This is a genomic window from Streptomyces formicae (assembly GCF_002556545.1).
Taxonomy (GTDB): Bacteria; Actinomycetota; Actinomycetes; order Streptomycetales; family Streptomycetaceae; genus Streptomyces; species Streptomyces formicae_A.
On sequence record NZ_CP022685.1, the window covers coordinates 305728 to 319385 of the forward strand.

Sequence of the window (13658 nt, forward strand, 5' to 3'; positions counted from 1 at the left end):
GTTCTCCTTCGCGCGGACATGACGGCGGACATGACGTGAGGAGGGGCTGAGGCGTTTCAGGGGCGTACGAAGAGGACGGCGGTGGTGCCGAGGGCCGGGATGTGGACCGTCACCTCGCCGTCCACGCACGGCAGTTCGTATCCGGCGGCGCCCAGGAAGGTCGCGCGGTGCGCGGCGGCGACCGGGAAGCGGGCGCGGACCCGGCAGGCCACCGACTCCTCGGCGAACGACTGCAGGCGCAGCAGGACCTCACCGGACGCGGGCGTGGTGACACCCACCAGGCGCACGCGCGGGTCTCCCACCTCGGCGAAGGCGTGCTCCCGCGGCCCCTCGCCCACCGGGCCGCGGGCCCGCACGGCCCGCAGCGGACGGCTCCAGGCCGCGGCCGTGCGCGGGCCCAGTCCTTCGGCGGACGGCGCGCAGGCGATGCTGTAGCGGTAGGTGAACTCGAAGCCCTGCGCGCTGGGGAAGTTGGTGTCCCAGAGGTTGTTGTGGATCCAGGAGAAGACGGTGGCGGGCTCGTCGTGGCCCAGGGTCGTGGGGAACGGCGCGTACGGCAGGGCGATGTTGCCGAACTGTACGAGCGGGGCGTCCTGGGTGGACCAGGCCACCGCGAGCGTCTCGTCGCGCAGGGTCACCCAGCGCCGCACGGCCCGCATGTGCAACGCGGAGCCCGGTACCACCGGCAGCCCGCTGCCGGTCGCGCCGCCGGATGCCTCCATGCGGACGGTCGGGTCGTCGAAGGAGAAGGGGAAGGCGAAGTAGGCGCTCTCCTTGCCCATCGTGGCGTCCTTGTCGAGCCGGTTCTCGATGTCGAGGCGCGCGACGCCGTGCGGCAGGGTGAGCGTGGTGCGCAGCCGGTTGGCGCCCACGGGGCGGGTCTCGTAGGTGAGTGATTCCGCGGTGGGTGTGGAGCGGCGGGCGATCAGCGCGGCGGGCGGGGCCACGGCGCGGGCCCCGAGGTGTTCGAGGCGCTCGGAACCCGTCGTACGGCTGGAGTTGTGGTTGAAGGCACCGGCGGTGGTGTAGCTGTCGTGGAGGTAGCCGTTGAAGCCGACGACGGCGTCCTCGCGGACGAGTTCGCGTCCTGTCGACTTGTCGATGACCGAGGCGACGCAGGCGTGGGCCAGGTCGACGCGGACGGCGAGGTGGTCGTTCTCCAGGAGGGTCGGATCGGGGTGGGCGAGCGCCTCGGCGGCGGTCTCGGCCGGGTCCTCGCGTTCGGTGCCGCCGGTCGGGTTCCAGCCGGTGGCGGCCTTGACCGTGACGGTGTCCTGCTCCGCGTCGGCGTGCGCGGGGTCGGCGCTGATGTCCAGGCGCACCGATCCGGCGGGCGGCACGTCGTCGACGCGGACGAGGAGGAAGCGGCCCGCGTCGCGGTGGTCGTCGTTGGTCTGCGCCCTTTCCTCGTACGGGAGTCGGCGTCCATCGCGCGCGTCGGTGACGCTGACCCGCCGGTCCAGCGGGACCGTGCTCTCCGGCAGGAAGACGTGGACGACGTCGGTGCGCGGCCAGGAGCAGGTGTTGACGACGTGGTAGGCCGCGGCGGCGCCGGGCGGTGCGATGAGCCGCTGTCCGAGGCGGGCGCTCGCCTTGGCCAGCAGGGCGTTGCCTTCGTCGTGGGCGCGCATGGCCTGCCCGTACTTCCAGTGCCACTGGTGCTCGCCGGAGTGGCCGCCCTCGTCGCCGTGGGTCCACGGGTCGCCGGCGCCCCAGGTGTGCTCGTCGAAGAGCGACACCGCCTCGTAGACCCCGGCGGCGTCCTTGCCGTCGTCCTCGGCCCCCGTGGCGCCGAGGAGGGCGGCGAACGTGCCGATGGTCTGGGCGTCGGCGACCACGGACTGGGCGGTCCTGGCCAGGGACAACGGGCGTGCCCCCGAGCCGACCCCGTCGACCCACCAGTCGGTCCAGTCGCCCTCGAAGGTGCGGATCTCGTCGCCGAGCCTGGCCTCGGCGTCGGTGAAGAAGTCCTCGTTGCGGGAGAGCCGCAGCCGGGGGTAGGCCCAGGTCTCGTTCCAGCGGCGGACGGTGTCGGCGATGATCCGGCGGGGCGGCGCGTTGTCGCCGAACTTGCCCTGGACGCGCAGGTGGAGGACGTCCCACGGGTAGGGCTCGCGCTTGATGTCGACGTGGTCCATGGCCCAGCCGAAGATGCCGCCCCGGTAGGGGTAGGGGTGGGTGGCGAGGGAGTTCAGATAGGCGGGCAGCAGGTCGTCGACGTCGGCGTAGTCCGTGTCGAAGCCGAGCAGCGGGCCCTCCATGTAGGCGAGGCCGTGCGGGGTGTCGGTGACCCACACCAGGACGCTGTTGCCGCTCGGCGCGCGCCACCGGAAGAGGCGGGGCAGCTTTTCGCCACCGACCAGGTGGGGCACCGAGCGTCCGGCCCAGTTGTGCGCCACGGAGAGGTACTTGACGCCCGCCCCGGCGAGCGCGTCGACGAGTCCGACGACCGCGCCCGGCACGTCGGTCTGCATGGCGGAGGTGAACTCGACGCCGTGTTCGTCGCGGAGGTCGTGGGCCAGGCGCAGGAGTTCGTGGAGTTCGTCGGTGGAGCAGGTCTCGGTGTGCAGGTTGAAGGGCAGCGCGGTCAGTTCGATGCGGCCCTCGCGGACCCGGCGTACGAACTCCTCGACCTGCTCGGCGGGGCGCGCGTCCGCCCACTGCCGGAAGGACCACAGCGACTCGACGCACCAGCGGAAGCGGGACTCGGCGGGCCAGTCGTCGGTGGCCCGGGTGAGTTCGAGGCAGGAGTCGAGGAACGAGAGGTGTTCGGCCAGGACGTGGCCCTGGGGGTCGGTGTAGCCGATGTCGAGGTGCGAGTGGTGCACCAGGTGGAGGGTCCACTGGCGCTGGGGGGTCAGCTGGATCTCGATGCCCCCGTCCCGCCCCTCGGGGAGGCCGACGGTGACGCGGGTTGCCGTCTCGACGGCGGGCACCAGGAGCCGCACGGAGCGGCCGGGACCGGCGATGCGCTCGACGGGCAGCGCGGTGCCCGAGTCCGTTCGTACGCTCAACTCCGCAGGCAGGGAGGCACCGTTGACGGGCTCGACCCGCAGCGACTGGAGCAGGGTGCCGTCGTCCGCGCGGCGCAGCAGGGGTTCCTCGGTGAGCCGCAGCGCGGTGCCGTCCGCCAGGCCGCCCTCGGCGCCGACCACGCTGGAGCGCAGGCTGTCGCGTATCCGGTCGTTGTCCCAGTCGGTGGTGCGGACCAGTGCCCGTGTCGTCATGCGGATCCCTCCCGGGAGTGCGTGGGTGGTCGGTCAGCGGGCGGATGCGGTGACGCCGCGCAGGAACAGGCCGCGGAACACCAGGAAGAGGACGAGGGTCGGGGCGGAGACGATGAGCGCACCGGCCAGGATGACGGGAGGACCCGCCGAGGAGTAGGCGTTGTTGAGCGTGGTCAGGGCCGCCATGACCGGCTGGACGTCGGGGCTGCGGCTGAGGGTGATGCCGAGGAGCAGGTCGTTCCAGACGGCGGTGAACTGGAAGATGAAGGCGGCGCCGAGCCCCGCCTTCATCAGGGGGACGTGGATGCGCCAGAAGATCCGCGGGAAGGACGCGCCGTCGAGCAGCGCCGCCTCCGTCAACTCCGGAGGCATCGTGGTCAGCTGATTGCGGATCAGGAAGAAGGCGAAGGGCACGGCCCAGGCCGTGTAGACCAGCATCAGGCCGATCCTGGTGTCGTACAGGTTGGCGTCCGCGTACAGGCCGAAGAGCGGCGCGAGGAACATCTGGAGCGGGAAGAGCGTGCCGGAGTAGATCAGCCAGAACCAGAACGCGGGCCTGGGGATCGGCAGGACGACGACGGCGAACGCGGCCATGGCCGCGACGAGCACCGCGAGCAGGCCGCAGACGACGGCGTAGAGCAGCGAGGACTGGAAGCTGTCGCCGATGCCCGCCACGTCCCACGCGGTGTCCAGGTTGTCCAGGAGCGCGAAGCCCTGGAAGGTCCACTCGGGTTTGCCCGCGTACTCGGCCGCCGGGGTCAGGGCGTTGACCACGAGGAGGTAGAGCGGGATCAGCCAGAGCAGCACGCATCCGGCGACGAAGACATGGCGCACTGTGCGTCCCACGGCGGGTCCTCCTCAGCTCTGCACGGCGGTGGTGGAGGTGTCGGGCATCTGGCGGCGCAGGTACGTCCAGGACGAGGCGACGACGATGACCGAGAGGACGAGCGCGATGGCCGAGCCGTAGCCGACGTGGAAGAGCCGGAACGTCTCCCGGTACATGCTCAGGGCCAGGGTCTCCGAGGAGCGGGACGGGCCGCCCTTGGTGAGGATCCAGATCATGTCGAACGCCTTGAGGCTGTTCACGATGGCCATGCCGACCACCACGACGGACACCGCGCGCAGTTGGGGCAGGGTGATGTACCGGAACATCCGCCAGCCGCTCGCGCCGTCGAGTTCGGCGGCCTCGACGGTCTCGCGCGGGATGGCCCGCAGGCCGATCGCGAAGAGGACCACGTTCAGGCCCGTCGCCTGCCAGGTGCTCGCGACGATCATCGAGAGCGTGTTCTGCGGCCACTCCAGGAGCCAGGGCTGCGCCAAGCCGTCGAGGCCGACGCCGCGCAGCACCTGGTTGACCGCCCCTTCGGAGGTCAGCATGAAGTTCCACAGGACGGCGGTGGCGGCGCCCGAGATCGCGAAGGGCAGCACGATGACCAGTTGGGCGATCCGGCCGCACCGCATGCGGTGCGTGGCGACGGCGATCAGGAGCCCGGCGAGCACGGGGAGCAGCAGCGTCCCGGCCACCCACATCAGCGTGTTGAGCAGCGACCTGCCGAAGATCGGGTCGTCGGCGAGCCGCGTGTAGTTGTCGAACCCGGTGAAACTGCTGGTGAAGCCGTTGTCCTCGAAGAAGCTGCCGTACACGCTGCGGAAGAACGGATAGACGAGCAGCACGCCGACAAAGGCGAACGCGGGCAACGCCCAGGGCAGCGCGGCGAGCGGGCCGCCGAGCCTGCCGCCGCCCGTCTTGGCGGCCTGGTGCGGGGTGCGCACGGGCACCCTGCGTCGTACGTGTGTCGGCTTCGCCGCGCCGTGTGCCGGTGTCGCGGTTCCCGTCATGACTGCTCCGCCTCCCGCCACACCTTCCACGCCTCGTCCGCGCGGCCCTGCATCGTGCGCAGGGTCGAGCGGTACGAGGAGGGGTTCAGGAGGAATCCCGCGAGGTCGTCGACGGTCGCCTCGACGAGTTCGGGCGGGCCCTGTTCCCAGAACCGGTTGAGCAGCCACAGCTTGTCGCCGCGCACCTTCTTCGCGAGGCCCGCGATGACGGGGTTGGCGGCCTTGACCTTCGGGTTGGGGCAGCCGTCCTGGAGGGCGCCGGAGAAGGCCCGCATGACCGCGGGGTGCAGCCAGGCCCCGGTGGCCTCGACGGCCTCGTCGTGGTCGGCTCCCTTGACGGTGGCGACGAGCGCGCTGGACTCGAAGATGACGCTGGGCCTGGCCTTCGGGTCCGCCATCGGCAGGACGAACGCGCCGACGTTCTCGCCCGGCTTGCCGCCCGCGCCCGCGAGCGTGGAGCCGAGCCAGGTGCCGCAGGCCACCATGCCCACCGTGCCGCGCACCAGGGCGGCCGCCGCGTCGGTGTGGCTCAGGTCCATGGGGGTGAACCAGTCCTTGTCGAAGAAGGAGGCGATGGTGCGCAGGGCGCGTTCGGCGCGCGGGTCGGTGTACCGCTCGCGGCCGTTCATCAAGTCCTGGTAGAACCGCGGGTCCTGACGGCTGAGGACCTCCTGGAACCAGATGAAGGAGGGCCAGCGGTCGGCGGCGGTGCCGTGCAGCGGTGTGATGCCCGCCTTCTTCAGGCGGGCGCAGGCGGTGAGGAAGCCGTCCCAGGTCCCGGGGGGCTTGATGTCGTGTGCGCGGAAGACCTGGGGGTTGTAGAACATCACCCAGTACGCGAGGTTCATCGGCAGGCCGTAGACCCGTCGGTGGTAGGTGAACGCGCCCCGCAGCGAGGGGTCCACCCAGCCTTTGGCGACGGCGTCGTCCCACTGGTGCGTCAGGTCCTCGATGCCGCCGGTGCGGGCCAGGTCCTGCAGCCGGTAGCCCGACCAGTACTTGAGCATGTCCGGCGTCTTGTTGGTCCGCAGCGAGGACCGGACGATCTGCTCGAACGACTCCAGGGACGGGTTGACCTCGGGGACCAGTTGCAGCGACGCGACCCTCTTCATGGCCGCGCCCGCGGCGGCCATGGGCTTCTCCCAGGGGAGGCTGTCGCCGAGCACGGCGACCTTGCCGGGGGGCTGTCCCGCCGCGGTGCCGCAGGCCGTGGCGAGCGCTCCGGCCGCGGCGGCCACGAGCAGGGTGCGGCGGTCCATCGACGGGTGACGACTACCTGACATGGATGACTCCCTCAGGTGTGCCTCAGCCCGGTGTTAGCGTTACCACGGGCGTCTTGGAGCTTCGGGGCGCACGCGCGGGATGTCAATGGGGCGCGGGGAAACGGGCTTTACGCCGTGGCCTTCGCGGCCTCCCGGTTCGCGCGGTGTCTGCGGACCGCGTCGCGGTTGGCGCACCGCTGGGAGCAGTAGCGCTGCCGTCCGGTGCGTGAGGTGTCGGCGAAGACCGTGGTGCACTCGGTGACGTCGCAGCGCCGCAGCCGGTGCATGCCGCGCCCGGCCAGGTGGAGGGCGGTGCCGACGGCGAAGAGCGAGAACAGCAGGGCGCCGAGCGGCTGGCGGTCGTCGCGGTAGTGCAGGTGCCAGCCGCTGCCCGCGTGGTCGGTCAGGCGCGGATGGGCGGCGGCCTCGGCCAGCATCGCGTTGACCAGGTCGGCGCGCTCGCCCTCCTCGGTGGCGTCGACGACCCTCTCCCAGGCGTCCAGGGCGGTCCTCGTGCGGTCGAGGTCCCGGGCCGTGACGGGGTGTTCGAGTGTCAGGCCCGCGGCGCGGCAGCGGTCCGCGAGCTCGTCGGCGCTCTCCGGAGGCCGGTTGGTGAGGTCGGCTGCCAGGTTCACGGCATCTTCGCCGTAAGGGTTGAGATGCATAAGACCATTACAGCAGGCTCATCCTCATGACACAGCACATCGCAGGGCACACCGCTCCACGCACCGCCCCTCACTCCCCCGTACGACCGGCCGGGGAGCACGACATCGCGGAGCTCGTACGTCTTCGGGCGCTGCTCTTCGAGACGCTCGAAGGGGACTTCTTCACCTCCTCGTCCACGGGTGTCGACTGGCGGCATTCCCTCGCCACGCTCCTGAAGGAACAGCTCGCGGCGGACACCGTGCGGATCCTCGTCGTCGACGGCGACGACGGCCTCGCCGCCTGCGGATTCGGCTTCGTCGAGCAGCGGCTCCCCGGCCCCAACAGGCCCAACGGCCTCAGCGGCCATGTGACCGGTGTGGTCACCGATCCGGCGTTCCGGCGGCGCGGGCACAGCCGGGCGATCATGCGGGGGCTGCTCGACTGGTTCCGGGACCGCGAGGTGCCGCGCGTGGACCTGTACGCGTCGCACGACGGCGAACCGCTCTACCGCGCGCTCGGCTTCGTCCCGCACCCCGATCCCGCCCTGTGCGGACGGCCGTGAAACGGCGTCCTGTGCGGGGCCGCGCCGCCCGGCGGGCGGGGTGCGGATGAGCGCGGACACGCTGGTGCACCGCGCCGCCCACTACCGGTGGGTGATCCTCGGGATCGCCACGTTCGCCCAGGCCACGTCGGCGTTCTTCGTGCAGGGCATCGGGGCGATGGGCGTCCAGCTGCGGCGCGATCTGGACCTGAGCACCGCCGAGTTGGGGCTCCTGCTCTCGGCCGCCCAGCTGGTCCCGCTGATCGGGCTTCCGGTGGCCGGCGAGCTCCTCGACCGCTTCGGCGAGCGCCGGGTCGTCGGCGCGGGTGCCTGCCTGATCGCGGTGGCGCTGTGCGCGGGCGGCGCGGCGCCCGGGTACGTCTCGTTGCTGCTGGTCCTCCTGGTGGTCGGCGCGGGGTACAGCACCGCCCAGCCCGGTGGCAGCAAGGCGGTGGCGTCCTGGTTCGACGCGTCCCGGCGGGGCGTCGCGATGGGGGTACGACAGGCGGGGCTGCCGCTCGGCGGCGCCCTCTCGGCGGCCGTACTGCCCCTCGTCGCCGGGGCGTTCGGCTGGCGCGCGGCGCTGGTGACCGGCGGGCTCGTCGCGCTGCTCGGCGGCGCGGTCTTCCTTGCCTGGTACCGGCCCCCGCCCGCTGACGCGCTCGCCGACGGCCGCTCCGCGCCGCACGCCCCGAGCGCACCGCGCGTCACGGTCGGGGCGCGGCTCGCCGCCCGTCTCGCGATGCTCCGCGAACCGTCCATGGTGCGGATCATGCTGGCGGGTACGAGTCTGATCTCCGCGCAGTGCGGTGTGCTCGTCCTGACCGTGCTGTACCTCCACGACACGACGTCGCTGGGAGCCGGTGCGGCGGCGCTGGTCCTGGTGGCGGCGCAGGCGGCGGGCGTCGCCGGGCGCGTCTGCCTCGCGGCGTGGAGCGACCGCGCCGCGTCCGGGCGGCAGGGGACCGTGATGACCTGCATGGCCGCGGTGATCGTCGGAATGGCGGCGCTGATGACGCCACTCGGGCAATCCCTCGTGGCGGCCTGCCTGTTGTTCGTCTGGCTCGGGTTCTTCGGCTACGGCTGGTACGGGCCCTGGGTCGCCCATGTCGCCGAGTCGGCGCCGCCGGGCAGGACGGGGTTCGTCATCGGGCTCGCCATGTCCGTCAACCAGATCGCCATCGTCGTGATGCCGCCCACGCTCGGCCTGCTCAGGGACGTCACGCACAGCTTCGCTCCGGCCTGGGGCCTGCTCTCCGCGCTGACCGCCATCGCACTGACGGTCACGGTCGTCATGGAGCGAACTTCCCGTCCGGGGCAAGCGCCTCGATCTCCTTGACGACGTACGCGGCGTGCGGCGCCACCTGCGGCAGCAGGTCGTCCCAGCGCTCCTCCTCGTCCCCCAGATAGACGGCGCGGGCGCGCGCGAGCACGGGCCGGTGCTCGGCGGGAAGGCGCTCCAGGGCCCAATCGGCCGCCGCGTCCTTGGACTTGATGTCCCCGGTCGCCAGGGTCGTCCAGATCCGGGCGAGGGTCAGCAGGACGTTGCGGGTGTCGGTGTCGAGTTCGGCGAGCAGTTCGGGGATGCCTGAGGTCATCGCGCGGGTGAGGTCGGCGGCAGGTACCGGGTCGAGCACGTCGTCCGGCGCGGGACCGAACAGCGACGCACGGCCCGCGAGCACCATCGTGACCAGGAGTGCGAGGTCGGGGCCTGGCCCCGGCTCGGGCGTCCCGCCGCGCAGATAGGTGTCGCGGAGCCATTCGCCGTACTGGAATTCGCACCGGGGCGGGTACGTCCAGGGGCGGATGTCGTCCTGCACGACGACGGTCAGCTCGACCGGCCGCAGGGGCGTGCCGTGGTCCGGGTGGCCGGAGACCGCGAGCAGCCCTTCGGTGAGGGCGCGGCGCAGGGAGGCCGTCGTCGGGTGCCGCACGACGGCGAGCACGTCGATGTCGCTGTGCGGGCGCAGGCCGCCGAGCACGGCGGATCCGTGCAGGTAGGCGCCGATGAGGCCGACCGGTTCGAGCACCTCACGGACCAGGCGTACGACGTCGTCGGTCTGGGTCACTGCCACTCCAAGTCGAGGTGCTTTCGCGGGGATTTCGGGTCGTTCCCGCAGAGAGACGAGCAGTTTCTCATCCACAACAGCCGTCCCACGAACATCACTTGAAGGCTTGACGGAGATCAGACAACGCGTAAGGTCTAGGCCAATGAGTCGACCGAGGCGCCCGGTTGTCTCTGCCCTCGTCCCCCCCACCCCAGAGGAAGCAGAGATGATTTCACAGCGGAAGCTGGCTGCCGTCGTCGGCGCGGGATTCGCGCCCGTTCTCGTCCTCGCCTCGGTCGCCCCGGCCGGCGCGCACGGTTACGTCTCCACACCGCCGAGCCGTCAGGCGCAGTGCGCGGCGGGCACCGTGTCGTGCGGCGAGATCACCCATGAGCCACAGAGCGTCGAGGGCCCCAAGGGGCAGACCACCTGTAGCGGAGGCAATGAGCGGTTCGCCGAGCTCGACGACGACAGCAAGGGCTGGCGGACCACCGATGTCGGCTCCTCCCAGGAGTTCAGCTGGAAGCTGACGGCACGTCACAGCACCAGCACCTGGCAGTACTTCGTCGGCGGCAACAAGATCGCCGAAGTCGACGACGGGGGCGCCCAGCCGGGTTCGACCGTCACGCACACCGTCGACTTCGGCGGACTCAAGGGCAAGCAGAAGGTGCTCGCGGTGTGGAACATCGCCGACACCACCAACGCCTTCTACGCCTGCATCGATGTGAACATCACCGGCTGACACCCACCCGAATCGCCGGTCCACACCGACCCGCAGGACCACACCCGACCCGCAGGACCACACACGGTCCTGCGGGTCGGGCCTTTTCCGCCGGGGTCACCCCTCATCGACCGCGTCGTCGAGCAGTACGGTCGAGGCGAGTTCGCTCAGTGCCGCGCGGCTCGGCCTGCCCGTCTTGAGGATGAGGCTCGCCACGTGCTTCTCGACGGTGCGCGGTGAGATGTAGAGGCGGTCGGCGATGTCCCGGTTGGCGGGGCGGGGCGCCATCAGCCGGAACACCTCGTACTCCCGGACCGTCACACCGAGCTGGCGCAGCGGACGCGGCACCAGGTCGGCGCCCCTGCGCCGCTGGCGCACGGGCACGCCGTTCTTGCGCAGCAGACCTCGGCAGGCGCCCGCCACCGCGGGAACCGACGCCTGGTGGAAGTACTCCTCGGCCCGGTGCAGCCACACGGTCGGCTCGCCCCAGCCGTCCCGGTGGGCGGCCTCCGCGACGAGCCTCAGGCCGAGGTGGTACGCCACGGGGAACGGCGACGCGACGTTCCGGGCCGCTCGCAGGACCGCCATCGCCTCGTCGCCGTGGCCGCTCCTGCCGAGCAGGACCGCGCGGGCGAGCAGGACGAAGTGGCGGTTCCAGCGGAGCTGGGCGAGGGGGGCTTCGTCGTCCCCCTCCCCGGTGAGCGTCTGCGCGTCCTCGCTCAACGCGTCGAGCAGGTACAGGAGTCCGTGCCGCCCGTCCAGCGCGTGGCCCGCGCCGACCGCGCCCGGCGCGGCGATGCGGGCCAGCTCCTGGTGGGCCCTCGGCCGGTCCTCCTCCAGGAGCGCGCAGAACGTCCTGGCGAGTCCGGTGGTGAGCGTGGCCAGCGGCGAACGGTCGCCGTCCCAGCGGTGGAACTCGGCGACGGCCTGTTCCATACGCGCCCGCTTGCCCCGGTGCGCGGCGAGCACGGCGTCGGCGGCGAGCAGATGCCTGGCCCGGTCGGCGTCGCGCTGCCCGGCCCCCCGGGTCCAGCAGTCGTGGATGAGCTGGGCCGCGGTGCCGAACCTGCCGCTGAGCACCAGCCACAGCGCGAGGTCCGCCTCGGCGGCGCCGCCGATGTCCCCCGCGCCGATCCTGGCCGCCTCGCGCCGCGCGTGTTCGAGCCGCGCCACGTCCCCTTCGGTGAGCCAGTCGTCACCGCCGAGCCGGAACAGCGCGCGCAGCCGCCAGAACGGCATGCCGTGCCGTTCGGCGATGGTGCGGACGCGATCGAAGCAGCCGGTCGACTCCGCCACGTCACGGGTCCTGGCCAGCACGCCGAGCACGTCCCACGCCTGGCAGGCCGCTTCCGGGTTCCCCGCGCGTTCGGCGGCCGCCGCGGCCTTCCGCGCGCGCTCCTCCTCCCCCTCCGAGACCGCTCCCGACTGCAGGGCGAGAGCGGCGGCGGCCGCGTCGACGGCGCCGTCCGCGTCGGCGCCGCTCCCCAACAGGCGGCGCCCTTCGCTGAGTTGAGCGAGCGCCTCGGCCGTCCTGCCGGTCACGGAGGCGGCCCGCGCGAGGCGCACGTGCAGCGCGGCCGCGCGTTCAGGACCGGCCGCGGCGGGGCACACGCCGTCCACCGCCCCCGCGAGGTCCCACGCGCGTTCGCCCTCGCCCGCCTCGGTCAGCGCGGCCAGGAGCGAGTCCAGGACGTGGGCGTACAGCGGGACGCGCCGGGGGTCCGAGGGCGCCGCGTCGGCCGCCGCGTCCTGCCCCGCGAGGAGGGAACGGGCGAGGTCGAGCGCGTCGGCCGCGTCCGCAGCGGCCCCGTGCGCGAGGGCACGGGACCCGGCCCGGGCGTACAGCCCGGCCGCGGTGTCCCGCTCGCCCGCCGTCTCCCACAGGCGCGCCGCCACCAGGCACCAGTCGGCGGGGAGTTGGGGGTGCAGGTCGGCCACGGCACCGGCGCAGTCGCGGGCGATCCGTGCCTGTTCCTTCGGGGCGAGCGTGCGCAGCAGGGCCCGCGCCGTCAGCGGGTGCCGGAACGCGAACCAGTCGGGCGCGGGCTCGGCCGCGCCGATCAGGCCGCCGGCGAGGGCGGCGTGCAGATGGCCGAGCGCCTCGTCGTCGGCCATCCCGGTGGCCGCCTGCACCACCGGCGCGGGAAAGCGGGTGCCGACCACCGCCGCGGCCGCGAGCAGCTCCCTGCCGCGAGGGCCGAGCCGGTCCACGCGCCGCGCGACACCGGCGACCAGCGCGTCGGGCACGGACACGGCGCGGGGCCGCCCGGAAAGTCGCCAGCCGTCGGCTTCGTACCCGAGCAGCCCCTCGTCGACCATGTGGGTCAGCAACTCCCGTGCGACCCAGGGGTTGCCGTCGCTCCGCTCCCAGATCAGGTCGACCAGGCCGTCGGGTAACTCCTCGGGCCCCGTCGAGAGTTGACCGGCGACCAGTGCCCGCACGTCGGACCTGCCGAGCCGGTCGAGAGCGATCAGGGTGCCGCTGTCGCGCCGGGCAAGGGCGCGGGCCAACTCCAGGGCCTGGCACGGTTCGTCGCGCAGGGTGAGCAGGAGGGTGACCGGCTCGCGGGCGATGTTGTCGGCGAGGAACTCGACGAGCGCGGGGGTGCCGGCGTCCGCGTCGTGCAGATCCTCCAGGACCACCAGACAGCCGCCGTCGCGACCCGCCTCCGCCACCGCGCGCAGCACGGCCTCACCGAGGACGACGAGCGAGGCGGCGCAGGACGTGGCGTCGCGCGAGGGCTCCGGCTCGCACAGCGCTGTCAGCCCGGCGAGCGCCGTCCCGCACAGTCCCGCCGCCTCGAGGCCGAGCCGCCGGTCGCGGGAGAGTTCGAGCAGGGCCTCGGTGAGCGGCCTGCACGGCACGCGCTGGCCGATCGCGCTGGCCCGCCCCCGCAGGACCCGCATCCCTCGCGCCGCCGCCCGCTCCGCGACCTCAGCGGCCAGCCTCGACTTGCCGACCCCGTCCTCGCCCGTGAGGAGGACGGCCCGTCCCGCACCGGCGCGGGCGGCGGCCAACGCCCTTTCCAGCGCGCCGAGTTCCCGTTCCCGCCCGATGATCGATGTCCGGTGTGTGTCCATGGCGTCCTGCCCCCCGTGCTCATGCCACTACGACCCTCGTCCGAGCCGCATCCGCGCCCGGACGCCTTTGAGGGGATACGGGTGAAGACGCCCGCGCGTTCAGCGATTCCGGGATTTCCGACAGCGATTCCCACCGGGGCGACCGGTGGAGGTCGGCGGTCCGGTCGACCTGGGGAATCCGGGGGTCGGGCCCCCATGTCGCGGGGCGTCGCGCCCCACCACTGTTGCGGCGGCGGGCCTCTCCCGGAGGCCGTCCGTGAACACGAAAGGGACTCCCGTCATGAAGCTGATCAC

At 72.6% G+C, this 13658-nt stretch carries 10 protein-coding genes; 3 read left to right on the top strand and 7 right to left on the bottom strand.

Annotated features, from left to right (window positions below; translation table 11 throughout):
• Window positions 1-56: 56 nt before the first annotated feature.
• From KY5_RS01275 to KY5_RS01295, 5 genes are all read right to left on the bottom strand, one after another.
• On the bottom strand, window positions 57-3227 hold the full coding sequence (locus tag KY5_RS01275) for a glycoside hydrolase family 38 C-terminal domain-containing protein (RefSeq protein ID WP_098240405.1): 3171 nt from the start codon (window positions 3225-3227) through the stop codon (window positions 57-59).
• 33 nt (window positions 3228-3260) lie between these two features.
• Window positions 3261-4073 carry a carbohydrate ABC transporter permease gene (locus KY5_RS01280; RefSeq protein ID WP_098240406.1) on the bottom strand — a complete coding sequence of 271 codons (813 nt, stop codon included), beginning with the start codon at window positions 4071-4073 and terminating at the stop codon, window positions 3261-3263.
• Between the two features lie 12 nt (window positions 4074-4085).
• Window positions 4086-5066 (bottom strand): carbohydrate ABC transporter permease, encoded by a 981-nt coding sequence (locus KY5_RS01285; RefSeq protein WP_098240407.1) that lies wholly within the window; start codon window positions 5064-5066, stop codon window positions 4086-4088.
• Window positions 5063-6349 carry an ABC transporter substrate-binding protein gene (locus KY5_RS01290; protein WP_098240408.1) on the bottom strand — a complete coding sequence of 429 codons (1287 nt, stop codon included), beginning with the start codon at window positions 6347-6349 and terminating at the stop codon, window positions 5063-5065. Before KY5_RS01290 ends, KY5_RS01285 begins: the two co-directional genes overlap by 4 nt.
• A gap of 107 nt (window positions 6350-6456) precedes the next feature.
• Window positions 6457-6993, bottom strand: a complete 537-nt coding sequence (locus KY5_RS01295) for a CGNR zinc finger domain-containing protein (RefSeq protein WP_098240409.1) — start codon at window positions 6991-6993, stop codon at window positions 6457-6459.
• A 26-nt stretch (window positions 6994-7019) separates the two neighbouring features.
• On the opposite strand from KY5_RS01295, the gene KY5_RS01300 reads away from it, so the two are divergent.
• Both KY5_RS01300 and KY5_RS01305 read left to right on the top strand, forming a co-directional pair.
• Complete coding sequence (locus tag KY5_RS01300) at window positions 7020-7535, top strand: GNAT family N-acetyltransferase (RefSeq protein WP_098240410.1); 516 nt, start codon at window positions 7020-7022, stop codon at window positions 7533-7535.
• Window positions 7536-7581: 46 nt separating this feature from the next.
• Window positions 7582-8853 (top strand): MFS transporter, encoded by a 1272-nt coding sequence (locus KY5_RS01305; RefSeq protein ID WP_098240411.1) that lies wholly within the window; start codon window positions 7582-7584, stop codon window positions 8851-8853.
• Here the strand turns inward: KY5_RS01305 and KY5_RS01310 are convergent.
• Window positions 8807-9583 (bottom strand): aminoglycoside adenylyltransferase family protein, encoded by a 777-nt coding sequence (locus KY5_RS01310; protein WP_098240412.1) that lies wholly within the window; start codon window positions 9581-9583, stop codon window positions 8807-8809. The genes KY5_RS01305 and KY5_RS01310 overlap by 47 nt on opposite strands.
• 205 nt (window positions 9584-9788) lie before the next feature.
• Here KY5_RS01310 and KY5_RS01315 point away from each other — a divergent pair, with 205 nt between their 5' ends.
• On the top strand, window positions 9789-10304 hold the full coding sequence (locus KY5_RS01315; RefSeq protein WP_098240413.1) for a lytic polysaccharide monooxygenase auxiliary activity family 9 protein: 516 nt from the start codon (window positions 9789-9791) through the stop codon (window positions 10302-10304).
• Between the two features lie 96 nt (window positions 10305-10400).
• Here KY5_RS01315 and KY5_RS01320 read toward each other — a convergent pair whose 3' ends face one another.
• Complete coding sequence (locus KY5_RS01320) at window positions 10401-13364, bottom strand: helix-turn-helix transcriptional regulator (protein WP_098240414.1); 2964 nt, start codon at window positions 13362-13364, stop codon at window positions 10401-10403.
• Window positions 13365-13658 lie beyond the last annotated feature (294 nt).

Bases quoted from the DNA above. Each gene is read 5' to 3' on its own strand.
- KY5_RS01300 (WP_098240410.1), top strand. From the start codon at position 7,020: ATGACACAGCACATCGCAGGGCACACCGCTCCACGCACCGCCCCTCAC.
- KY5_RS01290 (WP_098240408.1), bottom strand. From the start codon at position 6,349: ATGTCAGGTAGTCGTCACCCGTCGATGGACCGCCGCACCCTGCTCGTG.
- KY5_RS01305 (WP_098240411.1), top strand. From the start codon at position 7,582: ATGAGCGCGGACACGCTGGTGCACCGCGCCGCCCACTACCGGTGGGTG.
- KY5_RS01295 (WP_098240409.1), bottom strand. From the start codon at position 6,993: ATGCATCTCAACCCTTACGGCGAAGATGCCGTGAACCTGGCAGCCGAC.
- KY5_RS01275 (WP_098240405.1), bottom strand. From the start codon at position 3,227: ATGACGACACGGGCACTGGTCCGCACCACCGACTGGGACAACGACCGG.
- KY5_RS01315 (WP_098240413.1), top strand. From the start codon at position 9,789: ATGATTTCACAGCGGAAGCTGGCTGCCGTCGTCGGCGCGGGATTCGCG.
- KY5_RS01285 (WP_098240407.1), bottom strand. From the start codon at position 5,066: ATGACGGGAACCGCGACACCGGCACACGGCGCGGCGAAGCCGACACAC.
- KY5_RS01320 (WP_098240414.1), bottom strand. From the start codon at position 13,364: ATGGACACACACCGGACATCGATCATCGGGCGGGAACGGGAACTCGGC.